The sequence below is a fragment of the Ruegeria sp. HKCCA5426 genome (genome assembly GCF_013034585.1).
Classification (GTDB): domain Bacteria; phylum Pseudomonadota; class Alphaproteobacteria; order Rhodobacterales; family Rhodobacteraceae; genus Ruegeria.
On the sequence record NZ_WQGH01000001.1, the window covers coordinates 410,849 to 428,454 of the forward strand.

Annotated in this window: 14 protein-coding genes; 3 read left to right on the plus strand and 11 right to left on the minus strand. The window is 58.4% G+C overall.

What is annotated here, in order from left to right; translation table 11 throughout:
• The first annotated feature begins 55 nt into the window (after positions 1-55).
• Positions 56-1,639, plus strand: a complete 1,584-nt coding sequence (gene glpD / locus GOV87_RS02015; RefSeq protein ID WP_171210726.1) for a glycerol-3-phosphate dehydrogenase — start codon at positions 56-58, stop codon at positions 1,637-1,639.
• 52 nt (positions 1,640-1,691) lie between these two features.
• Here the strand turns inward: glpD and GOV87_RS02020 are convergent, their stop codons facing one another.
• The 10 genes from GOV87_RS02020 to GOV87_RS02065 all read right to left on the minus strand — a co-directional run bounded on the left by GOV87_RS02020 (position 1,692) and on the right by GOV87_RS02065 (position 15,060).
• The gene (locus GOV87_RS02020) at positions 1,692-4,829 is read right to left on the minus strand and encodes an efflux RND transporter permease subunit (protein ID WP_171121181.1); all 3,138 of its coding nucleotides are present in this window, start codon (positions 4,827-4,829) and stop codon (positions 1,692-1,694) included.
• A 3-nt stretch (positions 4,830-4,832) separates the two neighbouring features.
• Entirely contained in the window at positions 4,833-6,011 is a 1,179-nt protein-coding gene (locus tag GOV87_RS02025) for an efflux RND transporter periplasmic adaptor subunit (RefSeq protein WP_171123002.1), read from the minus strand.
• Between the two features lie 284 nt (positions 6,012-6,295).
• Positions 6,296-8,014 (minus strand): methionine--tRNA ligase, encoded by a 1,719-nt coding sequence (metG, locus tag GOV87_RS02030; RefSeq protein ID WP_171210645.1) that lies wholly within the window; start codon positions 8,012-8,014, stop codon positions 6,296-6,298.
• A gap of 105 nt (positions 8,015-8,119) precedes the next feature.
• Positions 8,120-9,355 (minus strand): MFS transporter, encoded by a 1,236-nt coding sequence (locus GOV87_RS02035; RefSeq protein WP_171121184.1) that lies wholly within the window; start codon positions 9,353-9,355, stop codon positions 8,120-8,122.
• 70 nt (positions 9,356-9,425) lie between these two features.
• Complete coding sequence (locus GOV87_RS02040) at positions 9,426-10,022, minus strand: YceI family protein (RefSeq protein WP_171210646.1); 597 nt, start codon at positions 10,020-10,022, stop codon at positions 9,426-9,428.
• Positions 10,019-11,233: an MFS transporter gene (locus GOV87_RS02045; RefSeq protein ID WP_171210647.1), complete on the minus strand. Its 1,215-nt coding sequence runs from the start codon at positions 11,231-11,233 to the stop codon at positions 10,019-10,021. The genes GOV87_RS02040 and GOV87_RS02045 overlap by 4 nt, the downstream gene beginning before the upstream one ends.
• 64 nt (positions 11,234-11,297) lie before the next feature.
• Complete coding sequence (locus GOV87_RS02050) at positions 11,298-11,918, minus strand: ImuA family protein (RefSeq protein ID WP_171210648.1); 621 nt, start codon at positions 11,916-11,918, stop codon at positions 11,298-11,300.
• A gap of 48 nt (positions 11,919-11,966) precedes the next feature.
• A complete protein-coding gene (locus GOV87_RS02055; RefSeq protein ID WP_171210649.1) occupies positions 11,967-12,548 on the minus strand; it encodes a TIGR02281 family clan AA aspartic protease in 582 nt (193 codons plus the stop codon).
• 41 nt (positions 12,549-12,589) lie between these two features.
• The gene (locus tag GOV87_RS02060) at positions 12,590-13,210 is read right to left on the minus strand and encodes a MarC family protein (protein ID WP_171210650.1); all 621 of its coding nucleotides are present in this window, start codon (positions 13,208-13,210) and stop codon (positions 12,590-12,592) included.
• Positions 13,207-15,060, minus strand: a complete 1,854-nt coding sequence (locus GOV87_RS02065) for an ABC-F family ATP-binding cassette domain-containing protein (RefSeq protein WP_171123015.1) — start codon at positions 15,058-15,060, stop codon at positions 13,207-13,209. Before GOV87_RS02065 ends, GOV87_RS02060 begins: the two co-directional genes overlap by 4 nt.
• 109 nt (positions 15,061-15,169) lie before the next feature.
• Here GOV87_RS02065 and GOV87_RS02070 point away from each other — a divergent pair, with 109 nt between their 5' ends.
• Both GOV87_RS02070 and ndk read left to right on the plus strand, forming a co-directional pair.
• On the plus strand, positions 15,170-16,372 hold the full coding sequence (locus GOV87_RS02070; protein WP_171210651.1) for a multidrug effflux MFS transporter: 1,203 nt from the start codon (positions 15,170-15,172) through the stop codon (positions 16,370-16,372).
• A 99-nt stretch (positions 16,373-16,471) separates the two neighbouring features.
• Positions 16,472-16,894, plus strand: coding sequence for a nucleoside-diphosphate kinase (ndk, locus tag GOV87_RS02075; protein WP_170352964.1), 423 nt, complete (start codon positions 16,472-16,474; stop codon positions 16,892-16,894).
• Positions 16,895-16,948: 54 nt separating this feature from the next.
• Here ndk and GOV87_RS02080 read toward each other — a convergent pair whose 3' ends face one another.
• The gene (locus tag GOV87_RS02080) at positions 16,949-17,296 is read right to left on the minus strand and encodes a TfoX/Sxy family protein (protein ID WP_171210652.1); all 348 of its coding nucleotides are present in this window, start codon (positions 17,294-17,296) and stop codon (positions 16,949-16,951) included.
• Positions 17,297-17,606: the final 310 nt, after the last annotated feature.

A 17,606-nucleotide genomic window follows, 5' to 3' on the forward strand; every position in this document is an offset into this window, starting at 1 on the left:
GAGCGTCTGCCGGGTTAATGGCGGCGAATATGCCGGCAAGGGGAATCGACTGGATATGGCTGGGCGCAGCGAAGAGGTTACCGATCTTTTTATCATCGGTGGGGGGATCAACGGATGTGGTATCGCCAGGGATGCGGCAGGGCGTGGATTGTCTGTTGTGTTGGCCGAGATGAACGATCTGGCTTCGGCTACATCTTCGGCCTCGACCAAGCTGTTTCATGGCGGCTTGCGGTATCTTGAGTATTTTGAATTCCGGCTGGTCCGCGAAGCATTGGTCGAGCGCGAAACCCTGTTGCGAGCCATGCCGCACATTAGCTGGCCGATGCGATTTGTGCTGCCCTATCACGAGGATATGCGGTTTGAATCGGATACGCCGACGTCACGCTTGCTAAGTACTGTCATGCCGTGGATGCGCGGAAGGCGACCGGCGTGGCTGATCCGCTTGGGCCTGTTCATGTATGACCACCTTGGCGGGCGGAAAATTCTTCCGGGCACGACCTCGTTGAATCTTCGGACAGCGGCAGAAGGCGGCCCTCTTCAGGACAGATTTGAAACGGCTTACGAGTATTCGGATTGTTGGATCGAAGACTCGCGGTTGGTCGTCCTGAACGCCCGCGATGCCGAGGCCCGCGGTGCGCAGATTTTGGTTCGGACCAAAGTGATGTCGGCCGAACGGGTAGATGACCTGTGGAATGTCACAATCCTCGACGAAATCAGCGGCGACACTCGGATGATACAGGCGAAGATGCTGATCAACGCTGGAGGTCCATGGGTTGGCGACATCATCCAGACCAAAATCCGTGTGAACTCGCGCGAGGGCGTGCGGCTGGTTCGCGGCAGCCATATCGTGACCCGCAAATTGTTCGACCATGATAAGTGCTATTTCTTTCAGGGCGAAGATGGTCGCATCATCTTCGCTATCCCTTACGAGCGTGAATTTACCCTGATTGGCACCACAGATCAGGATCATCCGAACCCCTCTGAGCCGCCGGTATGCACCGAGGCCGAGCAGGATTATTTGTGCGCCTTTGCGTCGAAATATTTCAAAACGCCTGTTACGCGGGACGACGTCGTTTGGACTTATTCCGGCGTGCGCCCGCTTTATGATGACGGGGCCAGCAGCGCCACGGCCGCCACGCGGGACTATACGTTGAAGGTGGATGCGCAGGGTGGTGCGCCAGTATTGAATGTGTTTGGTGGAAAGATCACCACCTATCGCCGCTTGGCCGAAAGCGCGCTTGAAAAGGTTGCTGAGCATTTTCCGCACCTGCCGGGCCCTTGGACGGCTGGCGTCGCACTTCCCGGCGGTGACTTTCCGGTTGACGGTGTGCAGGAACTGATTGCCGGGTTGGAAGCCGATTATTCCTTCCTGAAAAGGGAGTGGGCAGAGCGGCTGGTTCGCGCTTATGGCACCGATGCTCGGGGCATTCTTGCAGACGCCAAAAGCGCCAGTGACTTAGGCCAAGAGTTTGGTGCGACACTGACCGAGCGCGAGCTGGAGTGGCTGGCCGATAAAGAATACGCAAGAACCGCCGAAGACGTTGTGTGGCGGCGCAATAAGCTTGGGTTGAAGCTGACCACGGACCAAATCGACCAGATCGGGCGATGGTTGGACAAGCGGCAAAGATCAGCTTTATGATCCTCTACACTCTAAAAAGCCCCGCTGTTTCAGCGGGGCCCTTTTTCAATGTTCAGGCTGTTTTTTCAGACGGCCCGGGATCGTTCTTGGTGCCTTTCAGCCACTCTCGCAACCCTTGCAGCAGCGCGTAGAGGACCGGAACAACAATCACCCCGACCAATGTCGCTGCCAGCATCCCGCCAAACACCGCGACACCGATTGCCTTCTGACTGGCTGCACCCGCTCCGTTTGCGGCCAAAAGGGGCACAACACCCAGCAGGAAAGACAGGGCGGTCATCATGACCGCGCGGAAGCGCTGAAACGCAGCTTCGGCTGCGGCTTCTTTGATCGGCAGACCGTTTGCGCGCTGTTCCATCGCGAATTCAACGATCAGAATACCGTTCTTGGATGCAAGCCCCACAAGCATGATCATCCCAATCTGCGTATACAGGTTGATGTCGCTGCCCACGATAGCCACCGCAGCAACGGCCCCGAACAGAGCAACCACCACGGATAACAGGATAGAGACCGGCAGCGTCCAGCTTTCGTATTGCCCGACAAGAAACAGATACCCAAACAGAATTGCCAGTCCCAAGATCACGATGACCAACCCGCCAGACGCAAGCTGTTGCTGCGCTGTGCCGGTCCATTCGAAGGCATATCCAGGGGGCAGGGCAGTCGCGGACTCTTCGGTCATCGTATTGATTGCGTCCCCGGTTGATAGCCCTGCGGCAGGAACCGCCGTAACTGTCGCAGACCGGAACAGGTTGTGGCGTTTCAGCAGAACCGGCCCAAGCACGTTCTCAACATCAACCAGTGTTCCAAGCGGCACCATCTCGCCCTTGGTGGAGCGCACATAGAGGTTCGAAATATCCTCGACGTTATCGCGATAGCTTCCGTCGGCCTGGATCATCACGCGGTAGACCCGCCCAAACAGGTTGAAGTCATTCACGTAATACGACCCCAATTGCGCCTGCATGGTCTGGAAGACTTCGGCCACCGACACTTGCAGCGTCTTGGCTTTCTCACGGTCCAGATCAACAAACAATTGAGGCACGTTTGCCCGGAAGGTGGTGTAGGCCTGTGCGATCTCGGGCCGTTGGTTGGCTGAGTACACAAAAGAGCCCACGGCAGATGCCAGATCCTGAGGTGAGCCGCCGCCGGTTTGCTGGACTTCCATCTCGACGCCCGCCGACATGCCCAAACCTTGAATAGGCGGTGGGTTGAAGGCCACGATCGAGGCTGCGGATTCGCCATTTGCGATGGCAAGTACCTTGCCCAAAATCGCATTGGCGCTCAGGTCGTCTTCCTGACGCTCATCCCAGTTGTCCAGGTTCACAAAGATTGCGGCACCGTTGGTAATCGTTCCATTCAGCAGCGAGAAGCCATTGATCAGAACCGTGCTTGCGACGCCCGGGATTTGGCGAATTTGGTCGTCCACGCGGCTCGAGACCGCCTCGGTGCGTTCAAGCGTTGCGGCGTCGGGCAACTGGATGTCAACGAACAGGTAGCCGTTGTCTTCAAGCGGGATAAAGCCGCTCGAAGTTTTTGACATGATTGTTCCTGTTCCCATCGCAAGGGCAACAACGATCCCCAAGGCGATGACCGGCAGGATCAGCAGCTTGCGCACGATCGCGACATAGCCGGACCGAACCGTGCCAATGAACTTTTCGAACAGGGCCAGCAACCCCTTGGGCGGGCCAGAGCGGGCGCGCAGAACAAGTCCGCACAAAGCCGGCGACAACGTAAGGGCGTTGATCGATGAGATGACCACAGCCGTCGAAATCGTCACGGCGAACTGAGAGTACAGCCGCCCTGAAATTCCGGGCATGAAGGTCACAGGTACAAACACCGCCAGCAGAACCAGCGTGGTTGCAATCACCGGCCCGGTGATTTGCCCCATGGCCTTGCGGGTCGCTTCTGCCGGGGGCAACCCCTCATCCGCGATAATGCGTTCTACGTTTTCCACGACAACAATGGCGTCGTCGACCACAATCCCGATCGCAAGCACCAAGGCGAACAATGAGATCGTATTTAGCGACATTCCAAAGGCCAGCAGAAACGCGAAGGTCCCGATCAGCGAGACAGGGATCGCAACGGCAGGAATAATAGTTGCGCGCCAACTGCCCAGAAACACGAACACGACCGAGATCACCAGAATGAAGGTCAGGATCAAGGTTGAGACAACGTCCTTCAGAGATTGCTCTACAAAGTCGGTGGTGTTGAACGGAACCTGATATTCCACATCCGTCGGGAACGAGCGGGACAGGCGCTGCAGTTCCGCCTCAACCCGCTCGGATACGGCAAGTGCGTTCGCGCCGGGGGCCTGATAAATGCCGATAACGGTCGCGGGGACGCTTTGGAAATAACCTGAGGCGGCGTAGTATTCAGCCCCCAACTCGACCCGAGCGATATCTTTGACGCGGACGATCGAGCCCGCTTCCCCGGTCCGAATGACAATGTCACCAAACTCTTCCGCCGATGTTAGTCGACCCTTGGTTTTGATCGTATATTGGAATGTCTGTCCCTTCGGTACCGGCGGGGCGCCGATCGAACCCGCAGACACCTCGACGTTTTGTTCGCGGATGGCGCTGATCACATCGCCGGGTGTGATAGACAGCGCAGCCATCTGATCCGGGTCCATCCAGATCCGCATAGCGTATTCCAGATTGGTCAGAACATCGGCCTTACCAACCCCCTGAACCCGTGCCAGCGCGTCTTTCAGATTGATAGAGGCATAGTTCGACAGGAACACGCTGTCATATGTACCTTCGGGCGAAGTCAGCGTGACCAGCAACAGCATGTTCGTCGACGCTTTTTGCGTAACCACCCCCGATGATGTCACCTCGGCCGGCAGCGACGACATGGCCTGCGCAACGCGGTTTTGCACGTTCACGGAGGCGATATCCGGGTCGGTTCCGACTTCGAAGGTAATATTCAGCGAATAGCTTCCGTTGTCCGAGGAGGTCGACGTCATGTAAATCATGTCGTCCACGCCGTTTACCTGCGCCTCGATCGGGGCGGCTACGGTATTTTCAACAGTCTCGGCATTGGCCCCGGTGTAGGTTGTCGTCACACTGACCACTGGGGGCGTGATGTCGGGGAACTGGGCGACCGGCAGGACCATATAGCCAATGGCGCCCATAATTGTGAGGACAAGCGAAATAACAAGGGCCAGCTTTGGCCGGCTGATGAACAGGGCTGAGAACATGGGTTATTCTCCCGGCTGCTCAGACGCCACGACAGCGTCGACCGCGACGCCGGGGCGGACCCGTTGCAGGCCCTCGACGATGACGCTTTCTCCTTCACGCAACCCGTCCTTGACGATCACGGCGGTGCCTTCGTTGTTGCCAGTCGTGATATAGCGCTGTTCGACCATTTGCTGATCGTTGACGACCAGAACGAACTCACCCCGTTGATCACGTTGCAGCGCGGCTTGCGGGATCAGCACTTCGAGCGTGGGTTGCAGGGCTTCGATCCTGACGTTCAAAAATGCCCCATCGACGATCAGCCGTTTGGCATTCGCAAACTCGGCCCGCATCGAAATCGCGCCGGTCAATGGGTCGATCCGGTTGTCGACGAACACGATCTTGCCAGTCTCATCCAGTTTCGTTCCATTCGGAAGGTCGATGTGAACATTCGGGCTTTTGTCGCTTTCTGCAAGGGACGCAGGATTTTCGCCAACAGTTTCCAAAACCGAGGTAAATTGCTTTTCGTTTACCGAAAAATTCACGTAAATCGGCGCTTCGCTGACGATATTGACCAAGGGTGGATTGGTCGGACCAACCACATCCCCAACGCTTATTCCGACGCGGCCAATTCGACCGTCAAAGGGTGCGTGGATTTCAGTATAGCTCAGGTCCAGTTGGGCCTGTTGAATAGCAGCTTTCGAGGCTTTGACCTCAGCTTCGGCAACCAACTCATTGGCCCGCGCAATGTCGCGTTCCGATTCCGGCGTGGCATCCCGCTCATATAGCTCTTGCTTTCTTGTCAGCTCGACCTTGGCAAGCTCCAGATTGGCTTCGGCCCGGTCGAGATCGGCGTTACGGGCGTCTAGTGTCGCCTGATACAGATCGGGTTCAATGGTGAACAACAGATCGCCCTGTTTCACCAGAGCCCCATCTTCCACGTTCTGAGATTCCAGAAACCCGCTAACGCGTGCAACGATATCGGCTTTATTCAGCGCCTCGGCCCGTCCGATGAACGCGGCTTCCTCGGTGATTTCCTGCGTGTAGGCCGCGGCGATGGACACTTTGGGCGGCGCTGCGTCGCCCTGATCCTGAGCAATGGCAGGATGTGCCAGTCCGATTACGGTCAAAGCCACGGCGTGCCTCAGAAAACTGGGTTCCGCTTTGCTTTGGCCAAGTTTCAACAAAGTCGATGCAAGGGACATGGCAATTGCCTCATTAAATTAAACTGTACGCAACCCGGATTGCCGGCCGCGATCCGAGTCGAGTGAACTTTTAGGCAGGATGGCGGTTTTGTTTTTTTTTCTCAAGCATGTTGACGCGTTTCCGCCGGATCGCTGGCGGAATTTCTTGCGGTAGCGTACGGGGTTACGAGCGCGCTTGCGCGAAAGATCGCGCGCCGGGCAGGTTAAAGGACGAGTCTGAGCACGAACCTGACAACAAAAAGGGGGCAAAATGCCCCCTTCGTGTTCAATGCTGTCGCGTGGCTTTAGTCGCGTGTACCGGCAAAACGGGTTTGCCAATCTTCGCGCTGTTCGTCGGTGATTTTGGCGAACAGAACGTCGGGAACAGAAAATTCATGCCCCGCTTGTAATGCGTTCAGCGCCTCGGCCACGTCGTCAGGCCAGCTTGTGTCCAGCGTGTTCATCGCGCTCAGCATCTTGGCCGAGGTTTCGGGGATGAACGGCGCGCTCAGGACCGCGTAAAGGCGGATCAGGTTCAGACCCAAGCGGACCTGCGCAGCGGCCTGTTCGGGGTCTTCCTTGAAGGTCGACCAAGGGGCTGCAGATTGAAGATACTCGTTGCCCGCCACCCAGATCGCGCGCAGCTCCTGTGCCGATTTGCGAACTTCCATCGCCTCCATGAACTCTTCATAGGCGCGGACGCGCCGGGTAAGTTCCGCGATAAGTTCTTGTTCACGCTCGCCAAATGCGCCGCCTTCGGGAACCGCTTCACCGAATTTCGAACGGCAGAACTTGGTGATCCGGCTGACAAAGTTACCCAACACGTCGGCCAAATCCTTGTTCACCGATTGCTGGAAATTCTCCCACGTGAACTCACTATCGCTGCTTTCGGGCGCATGGCTTAGCAGCCACCAGCGCCAGAAATCGGCAGGCAGGATGTCCAGCGCCTGATCCATGAACACGCCACGGCCCTGAGAGGTCGAGAACTGGCCGCCGTCATAGTTCAGGTAGTTGAAGGATTTCAGGTGATCGACCATCTTCCACGGCTCGCCCGAACCCAGAATGGTGGCAGGGAAACTGAGCGTATGGAAGGGCACGTTGTCCTTGCCCATGAACTGCACATAACGAACATCATCCGCGCCTTTGTCGGTGCGCCACCAGCGTTCCCATTCGGAATCCGGTTTGCCGCTGGCATCGGCCCATTCCTTGGCGCAGGCGATATATTCGATGGGCGCGTCGAACCAGACATAGAAAACCTTGCCCTCCATGCCGGGCCAGTCCTTATCGCCTTTTTTGACCGGAACACCCCAGTCCAGATCGCGGGTGATGCCACGATCCTGCAACCCGTCGCCGTCATGCAGCCATTTCTTGGCAATCGAAGTGGTCAGGATCGGCCAGTCGGTTTTGCTGTCGATCCACGCATCTAGTTGATCCTTCATCGCGGATTGACGCAGATACAGGTGCTTGGTCTCGCGCACCTCAAGATCGGTCGAGCCACTGATCGCGCTGCGTGGCTCAATCAGGTCAGTGGGGTCTAACTGTTTGGTACAGTTCTCGCACTGATCCCCACGGGCACGGTCGTACCCGCAATTGGGGCAGGTGCCCTCGATATAGCGGTCGGGCAAGAAACGACCATCAGCGTTGGAATAGACCTGTTTCTCGCTGACCTCGCGGATCAGGCCCGCATCGTCCAGCTTGCCCGCGAAATGCTGCGTCAGGTGCTTGTTCTGGTCGCTGGAGGACCGGCCAAAGTGATCGAAGCTTAGGCCAAACCGGTCGGCGATATCGGCCTGCACGCCGTGCATCTCGGCACAATACTCTCCTACTGGCTTGCCCGCCTTGGCGGCGGCCAGTTCCGCCGGAGTACCGTGCTCATCGGTGGCACACAGGAACATGACCTCATTCCCGCGGCCACGCTGATAGCGTGCGTACAGATCGGCGGGCAATTGTGAGCCGATCAGGTTGCCGAGGTGCTTGATCCCGTTGATGTAAGGGATCGCCGAGGTGATGAGAATCCGAGCCATTTTGTGCTTCCACGTAACTGTCTGCGCGCCCGTCTACATGATGTGACCGGCCAGCAAAACCCCAGCTTTTGCTTACCTGCCAGTTTGGACGTGAAAATCCAGAGTTCAGGGGCCGGACTTATGCTCTTCCCGTGACTTCTTCAGTAGCCGCCCGATTGTGAAAGAGGTGCGCGGTGCATAGACATAATTCGTGCGCTCTTCTGGTGTTGGGCGCGATTGCATCCGGGCCAGACCAAAGACGATCAGCCCGACATGACCAACCGCCACAAATGCAAACAGCGCACCCGGTCCGAATTGCTGAATCAGAGTTGATGAGATGAATGGTGAGGCGATCGCCCCGAGCGCGTACCAGAACATCAATGCAGCAGAGAGTTCGACCCGCTGTTCAGTTGTGGCAAAGTCGTTGGCGTGGGCGGACGAGACCGAAAAGATCGGAAAGGTTGTCAGGCCAAATAGTCCTGCGGCCAGCATCACGCCGAACGTCCCGGCACCGCTAGCTGCCATGGTCACACCACAGCTTAGTACAGCGGCGACCGACAGCCAGATCAACACCCAGCGGCGGTCATATTTGTCCGCCAGCCAGCCCAAAGGATACTGTGCCAGCGCCCCACCCAAGACAAAGGACGCTAGGAAGAAAGCGATCTGATCTACGTCCAAGCCAACTTCTTGCCCGTAAACCGGCCCGACCATCCGAAACGATGCCGAGCTTAACGCAGCCACGATCACGCCCGCCACCGCCAAGGGGGAGCTGCGCCAGGCAAGCTTGGGTCGCAATCGCGGCGCGTCAGGGGTTTTCGGCTGGCTTGCCCGTGTCAGGGTCAAGGGCAACAGGGACGCGCAACACAATATCGCCAACAGATTGTACGAGACATAAGAGGCAGGCGGCAAAACGGCGATGATCAACTGGGCACATAAGGACGCGCCCATATCCGCGATCCGGTAAGTGCCCATCGCGCGCCCGCGTGTTTCGTTGGTTACCTTGGCGTTAAGCCAAGCCTCGATCACAGTGTAACACCCAGCGACGCATGTGCCCGATGCGATACGAAGCACCGCCCAAACATACGGATTTTCCGTCAACGTATGCCCCAACAGACCCATTGCACCCAAGGCAGTACAGACCGCAAAAGCGCGCGAGTGACCCACGCTTCCCATCAGGCGCGGCGCCCACCAGCAACCGATAAAGAACCCGATGAAATGCGCCGAGCCCAAAAGACCGATCTGCTCGGTCGTGAACTCAAGCGTCAGGCCCGAGATGGCATCCAGCGGGCCGACGCCACCTGTTGATAGCTGCAACAGTATGACCGAGAGGAACAGGGCGGCAAAAGAAATGATGGTGCGCATAATGGCCTCAGATTGGCGCATCCTGAGCGGGACGCGCGCAGCTTATCGACTTTGTCACGTCGTTTTTCACCTATCCGATGCGTTTGATGCGGGCCTGAATGTCCAGCCCGACTGTATCCTGCACCAGATCAGCATAACCGGACGCGCCGAAGTCGTGCCTGTTTAGTGCTCCGGTCAAGTTGATTGAAAGATCATCAAGATTGTCGGTGGCGCTGCCGCGTTCCCGAAACAGGTTCGCCTGGAGCGCGATAGGGCGGGTAACGCCGCGCAAAGTCAGATCACCGATAACCATCGCCCCGCGAGAGATACGCCCGCCTTCGCCTAACAGAATGCTGGTCGACTCGAATTGGATGGTCGGGAAGGCGCCGGCGTCCAGAACGCTTTCGCTTAGCATCGGTTTGCGGGCAAAAGGGACTTTGGTGCGTGCTTCGGCAACGCTCAGGACGACTGCAACGCGGCTGTTTGGCAGGTCGCGAAGGTCGATCTGAATATCGGCGCTTTGGATCGGCATCGTGCCGGATTGTGTGATGCCAGATAGCGCAAAGGTAAAGTCAACTGATGTTCCGTCCTGCAGCAGTTCGTAAGGCTGTAGCGCGGCCAGTGCAGGGCGGACCATCGGTAGGGTGACAAGCCCGGCCAGTAAGGTACGCCGTGACAGTACGGTCATGCGGGTACCTCTTGCCTGCGCGGGCGTGATCGGTTGAGCAGGGTCAAAAGAATGACGATGTTCAGACCATTCCAGAGAATGCCGTTGATAAATGCCAGTTGGTAGTTTCCGGTAAAGTCGTAAATCCACCCGGACATCCACCCGCCTAGGGCCATGCCCATGATTGTCATCATCATGACAAAGCCGACCCGCGCTCCGGCCTCTTGCGGAGGCATGTATTCGCGCACGACCAAAGCATAGCTGGGTACGATCCCACCTTGCGCCAGCCCGAACATAAGGCTGATGACATACAGGGAAACCATCCCGTCATACGGAAGGAACAGGAACAGGGCGATGCATTGCAGGACCGAGCCGATCAGCAATGTGTACAGACCGCCCAGCTTATCCGCGACCATCCCCGAGACAACCCGGCTGACCACACCGCCAAGAAGCATCAGAGACAGCATTTCGGCCCCGACAGCAGGGCCATAACCCAGCCCCACGCAGTACGAAACGATATGAACCTGTGGCATCGACATCGCCACGCAACAGCCGATCCCGGCTAGACCCAGAATGTACTGCAGTGTTCGTGGGGATATGCCGACACTACGCGCGTTGATTTGCGCGTTTGCGGCTGCGGTTTGATGGGCTTCGACCGGAACCTGACGGCGCAGTAGCAGGGACAGGGGGATCACGACGACCAGTGTGATAATCGCCAATGTCAGATAGACCTGCTGCCATCCCTCGCGCGCCAGAATGCCAGACAGCAGGGTCGGCCAGATTGCGCCAGATAGATAGTTCCCGCTGGCCACCAGCGCCACGGCGATGCCGCGCCGCTTCATGAACCAGTGCGAGATATCGGCGATCAGCGGACCAAATCCGATCGAGGTTCCCAGACCCAGCAACAGATGAGCCGCAGACAGTAGCGCCATGTTCGGTGCCCAAGTTGCAAGCAGGTAGCTGATTGCGCTCAGTGCCGCGGCCCCGATCAGCGCCTTGGTCACACCCAGCCGATCCACCAGTTGGCCCAGCCACATGTTGCCCAGCGCAAAGCCGATCATGGACAGGACATACGGGAACGATGCCTCGGCCCGGCCAGCGTCGAACTGCGCCTCGATTGCGGGCATCACCACGATCACGGCCCACATGCCTACATTCGCCACCGTCGCAATGGCGAGCGTGATCAAGAGGCGAAGCCAGGAATAGCGGCTGTCGTGGATCGCGTGGCTCATCCCGGCACGCTAGGGCGCAGGTTTGGTTTTGGCTAGTCACATCTTGCGTGATCTTCCGCCAGTGTCACACGCGGGCGTCTTCGGTTTTCATCTGGCGCAGGTTCAGCCCCGCGCGCGGTTTGGTCTGAGTGGCGTGCCAACTGACCGGGGGCAGGGCGCGGGCACGGCTGCGGGTCAGGGTCCAGCGGCGGACTTCCCCCGCATGATCGGCTGCCATATGCCAGCGCGTTTCGACGCCCTGCGCACCGCCATCGCCGGGGGTCAGCAGCAACCCCAGCGGAGCCCGCCCCATCGCGCCACCCTGTTCGGCGGCCAGATGCATCCGGCGCACGGGTGTCAGGCCGGGGGCACCGGGCAGGTCACCGATCACCAGCGGAATGGCCCCGCTGCGCAGCGCCTCTTCAAGGCACCACAGTACGTCTTCGGCACGGGTCGGGTGGACAAAGATGAACCGGGCCGGATCCGCAAAGGGCATCATCCCGTCGGGGTTTAGTTGACCGAGCTCCCACGCGGGGGAAATCCACAGCACCGGTCCCTGCGCCTGACCCGCCAGCCACATGGCAAAGCTGCGCCGGGCGGGGCCGCAGGCTTCGTGCACGCGACCCAGTTGCAGGGCGACTTGCGGATCAAGATTTATGCCCGGCGCTTCACGCGCGGGTTTGCGGCCAAGAAGATGAGTAGACATGCTTTCAATCTAGCATGTTCTCATTTTGTTCTCAATTTGGAAATGCCCTCAGCGGGACAAAATCATTCTACCGTCGGCAAACTGAATGTTCGAGAACCTGTGCAGGTAGTCCATCCCCAGAAGGGACTTGTGCAGCTCACCCTCATTGATCCAGGCCGAGACATTCTGGTCGGTGATCGGACCAACTGTAAAGGTTTCAAGCCGAACGGGTGCTGTCCGGACCTCACCGTTCGCAGTGGCCGCGCGGCCGAAATAGTTCAACTGATCGGGATCAATACCAACGCGGGAGGCGTCCTGTGCGCTCAGCACAATCTGACTGGCACCGGTGTCGACAAGGAAGGTAATCGGCTCTCCGTTCACCACAACGGGCAAATAATAGTGGCCATCATGGGCGCGGGGGACTTCGATCGTTTCGTCCGTCACAGTCATCTGCGGGGCAGGGCCGACGGTCGTGCGAATGTCTTCCCACAGACCCACAACGGCAATCACGCCGATAAAAATGAACACCCAGGCCATCGCCTGTTGCAGCGTCTTGTTCAGCGTCTGCCTGTTCTGCGAAATAAACCAGGCCACGACAGCCGCGCCAAGCAGTCCCAGATACGCAATGCGAGCTATGCTGTCGCCATCCATACTTTCACCTTAAACCATGAGCTTGAGTGATACATGGGGAGTCAGGACGCAAATCCAAAGGCTTTGAGGCCGTCCAGAATGAACTGTACGGACAGGGCGGCCAGCAGCATTCCCAGCAGGCGTGTCAGGACGTTCAGGCCGGTCTTGCCCAGAATGCGCGCGATAACGCCCCCAGACAGAAAAAAGGCGAAAACAACGGCCATAACGGCCAACATGACCACACAAGCCTCGACAATTCCCAGAACGCCGGGGTGTTGACCGGCCAGCAGAATGATCGTTGCAATCGACCCCGGCCCAGCGATCAGGGGAATGGCCAGTGGAAAGACCGACGGGTCGGGGTGTTCTTCCTCTTCGGCCCGGTCCTCGCGCCGTTTGGTGCGGCGGTCAAACAGCATATCGAGCGCGGTCAGGAACAGCAGCGCTCCACCCGCCACGCGGAAGGCGGGCATTGAGATGCCGACAAAGCCCAGCACGGCCTCGCCAAAGGCGGCGAAGGCAATCAGGATGAAGACGGCGGTCAGGCAACTGCGGATCGCAGTTTTGCGACGGGTTGCGGCGTCCATGTCCTGCGTTAGCGCAACGAAGATGGGCGTGGTGCCGAATGGGTCGATGACCACGAACAGGGTGGTGAATGCGGTTACGAAAAAGGCCAGATCAATCATGCCGCGCCCTCTGCTTGTTCCAGGCGTTCGGCGGCTGCGACCCACAACGCTTCGGCTTTTTGCATGGCTTCGACCACCTCAGCGAATTTGCGGTTCCACGATTCCAGATCGCTGATCCGGTCATCTTCATACAGCGCCGGGTCCGCCAGTTTCGCGGACAGCTTTTCATGCATGTCTGTCAGCTTTTCAATCCGGTCCTCGCATTTGCGCAGATCGGCACGCAGGGCCAGCATGGTGTCACGTGACGGGCGTTTGGGCTTGGCGATTGCTGGCTTTTCCTTCACCGGTTTGTCACGGGCCAGCAGCATGGCACGATATGCCTCCAGATCACCCTCGAACGGCTTGACCGTCCCTTCCGAAACCAGCCACAGCCGATCCGCCACCAGTGACAGAAGATGCATGTCGTGACTGACCAGAACCACTGCGCCGGAATAGGCGGTCAGCGCCTCGACCAGCGCCTCGCGACTTTCGATATCCAAGTGGTTGGTCGGTTCATCAAGGATCAGCATATGCGGCGCGTCGATTGTCGCGATCAGCAGCGACAGACGGGCTTTCTGACCGCCTGACAGACGACCGACCTGCGTTTCTGCCTGATCGGCGTTCAGCCCAAAACCGGCCAGACGGGATCGCCATTTGCCCGGTGCCTCATCCGGGCGCAAACGGCGCAGATGGTCCAGAGGGGTTTCGTCCACATACAGTTCATCCACCTGATGCTGCGCGAAATAGCCGATGCGCAGCTTGGAACTGCGGGTCATCTTGCCCGCCATCAGGGGCAGGCGATCGGACAGCAGCTTGGACAGGGTCGATTTACCCTGACCGTTCTTGCCCAGCAGGGCGATGCGGTCATCCTGATCAATGCGCAGGTTCAAACGGCGCAGCACCTCTGTGTCGCCATAGCCTGTGATCCCGCCTTCAAGATGGATGATCGGGGGCGACAGTTCTTCTGGCTCGGGGAAAGAGAACGCGCGCAGGGCGGCCTCTTGCGGGGTCGAGACCAGTTGGATGCGTTCGATCATTTTCAGGCGCGACTGGGCTTGCACGGCCTTGGTGGCCTTGGCGCGGAACCGGTCCACGAAACTTTGAAGATGGGCGATGCGGGCCTTGGCCTTGGCGTTTTCCGATTCCGCCTGCGCAATGCGTTCCGCGCGGCGTTCGGCGAATTTATCGTAAGGCACCGCGTAATAGGTCAGCTTGCGGTCTTCCAGATGCAGGATCGAGCCCACCGCGCGGTTCAACAGTCCGCGGTCGTGGCTGATGATGATGACCGTATGCGGGTATTTGGCCAGATAGCTTTCCAGCCACAGCGCACCTTCAAGGTCCAGATAGTTGGTCGGTTCGTCCAGCAGCAACAGATCGGGTTGAGAAAACAACACCGCCGCCAGAGCGACGCGCATCCGCCAGCCGCCCGAGAAATCCGAGCAGGGTTTCAGTTGATCCTCATCATCAAACCCCAGACCTTTGAGGATGGAGGCCGCGCGCGCCTCGGCCGACCATGCGTCGATATCGGCCAGACGGGTCTGAATCTCGGCAATGCGCGAGGGGTCTGTGGCACTGTCGGCCTCGGCCATCAAGGCGCTGCGTTCGGTATCGGCGGCTAGCACCGTGTTGATCAGTGAGACATCGGACGAGGGCACCTCTTGCGCCACGCCACCGATCCGCGCGCGTTTCGGCAGTACGATATTGCCCGATTCCAGCGCAAGTTCCCCTCGGATCAGGCGGAAAAGGGTGGTCTTGCCGGTGCCATTGCGCCCCACAAGGCCCACCTTGTGTCCATCGGGAATTGTCGCACTGGCCCCATCGAACAGGGGGCGGCCTTCGACGGCATAGTTGATGTCTTCGATCCGTAACATGAGCCGCTCTTAGCAGAGCCGTGTTGCCGCCGCCAGCGGCTTGGCATGTTCTTCCCGGACACGATGTGATAGCGCTGGTCCGATTGGATTTCAGACGGTTTCTTGACCCATGCGAGCGGCCCAGACGCCCCCTTCCTTGGTCACCTTGATCTTTGCGACGGCACTGTCGGTGCTGTCGCTAAACATGTTCCTGCCGTCACTGGCACGCATGGCCGAGGATTTTCAGGTCGACTACGCACTGGTTAACTTCTCGGTCGCCGGTTACCTGGCGGTTTCAGCGATATTGCAACTTATCGTGGGCCCCTTGTCGGACCGGTTCGGGCGCCGACCTATAATGTTGATCGGGTTAGGGATATTCGCAATCGCCTCGCTGGGGTGCGTTTTGGCCGAGTCGATCTGGGTCTTTCTGGGTTTTCGATTGCTGCAGGCGGCCGTGGTTGCTGGCCCGGTTTTATCAAGCGCGTCGATCCGTGACAGATACGCCCCGAATGAAGCTGCCAGCAAACTGGGATACGTCGCCATGGCGATGGCCTTGGCGCCAATGCTGGGTCCGATGCTGGGTGGGGCCTTGGATATGCTGTTCGGTTGGAAGGCCGGATTCACATTGTACACCATGCTGGGGGCAGGGATGTTTGCGCTGCTTTGGCTGGATATGGGCGAGACGAACAGCACCCCATCAGCAACGTTTGCGGCCCAACTGCGCGAATACCCGCATCTGTTTCGGGCCCGCCGATTCTGGGGATACGCTTTGTGCGCGGCATTTTCGATCGGTGGGTTCTTTACCTTTATCACCGGAGCGCCCCTTGTGGCCGCCGCTTGGTTCGACCTTAGCCCGGCGTCGTTGGGGCTGGGCATTGGTATTATCACGGGCGGATTCATGGTGGGGAATTTCATCACCGGGCGGATCGCGGCCCGAACACGCCTAACGACGATGATCCTGATCGGGCGGGTCGTGGCATCGACCGGTCCATTCTGCGGACTGCTGTTATTCTTGGCAGACTTGGGGTCTGTCTGGGTCTTCTTCGGATCGGCGATTTGTGTTGGCTTTGGGAACGGTTTGACCAACGCAAATGCATCAGCCGGAGTAATGTCGGTTCGGCCGAAACTGGCGGGCAGCGCGGCGGGTTTATCTGGCGCGATGATTGTCGCTTTAGGGGCGGTGCTGACATCAATGACCGGGGCGCTGGTCAGCCCCGAAAACGGTCCTTACCTGGTGCTGGGCATGATGAGCGCGTGCAGTTTTGCAGGGCTGTTGGCCATTTTGTACGTGCGCTGGGTCGACCGGGTAGAGCCGTTGCCCGACGCGATCTGACGGTCAGGTCATCATAACGCTTTTCTTGGGTCAAATACCGTGCTAGGCGGCGCGCGATGGATTTCGGCGCAGCGCGCCAAACACGAAGGAGAGGCCGACATGGCACTGGAACGCACATTCTCGATCATCAAACCCGATGCAACCCGCCGCAACCTGACTGGCAAGATCAACGCCAAGTTCGAAGACGCGGGCCTGCGCATCGTCGCGCAAAAGCGCATCCACATGACCAAAGAACAGGCTGGCAAGTTCTACGAAGTCCATGCCGAGCGTCCTTTCTATGATGAACTGTGCGAATTCATGTCGTCGGCTCCGGTCGTTGTTCAGGTTCTGGAAGGCGAAGGCGCCATTGCAAAGAACCGTGAAGTCATGGGCGCAACCAATCCCGCAGACGCGGCCGCCGGCACCATCCGTGCCGAGTTTGCTGAATCGGTTGGCGAAAACTCGGTCCACGGTTCGGACGCACCTGAAACTGCAGCGGTTGAGATCGCTTACTTCTTCTCGGGCATTGAACTGGTCGGCTAAATCGTTGCCGGAACAAGTTGAAAAGCCGTCCTCAAAACTTGAGGGCGGCTTTTTCTATGCGGGTTTCAAATCGTCCGGTGACACCCGCACGCCGATCGCATCAAGGTCGGAAATCATTTGCGCCTCAGGCGCTGTTCCGACACTTGCTTTGATTGCGTCAAACCGTTTGCGCAGCGCCTTTTTCTCATCACCCTTGCAATCGTTCCAAGGGCGACCCTGCAGCCCCATAACCAGCACGTAATAGCCGATGAAATGCGGGCGTGATCCGGACTGTAGCAACTTGGTATACGCAGCATCTGCACCCATCTCGCGCAGGTCCTGAGCCGAGTGTATGCCCGCACGCGCGCAGGCCTGTTCAAACGCGGGGCCAAGGTTGCGGATGGATGAAACCGGGTCAGTCATACATGCGTCTTAGCGATGCCAGTTGCTGCTGTCATCCACTTGTTCCGACCGCGTATGTAAGGTCAGCCAGATCAGGTGAGGTTTGGCAGGCTTGCTTTTGACAGACGTATGCGATTGCATGACAACATCCTGTCAAGCGAGGTGCCGATGTCCAAGAACAAGGAATCCGCAAAGAACGAAGCCAAGGCAAAAAGAAAAAATCTTTGCCGCTGGATGGGAACCCACTCAAGCTTCGCGCGATTGAAGAAGGTGAAAGCGCGCAGAACTTCGTGGAAGTCCTTGTGAGCGAGCACCTTGCAGCGCCACGGAA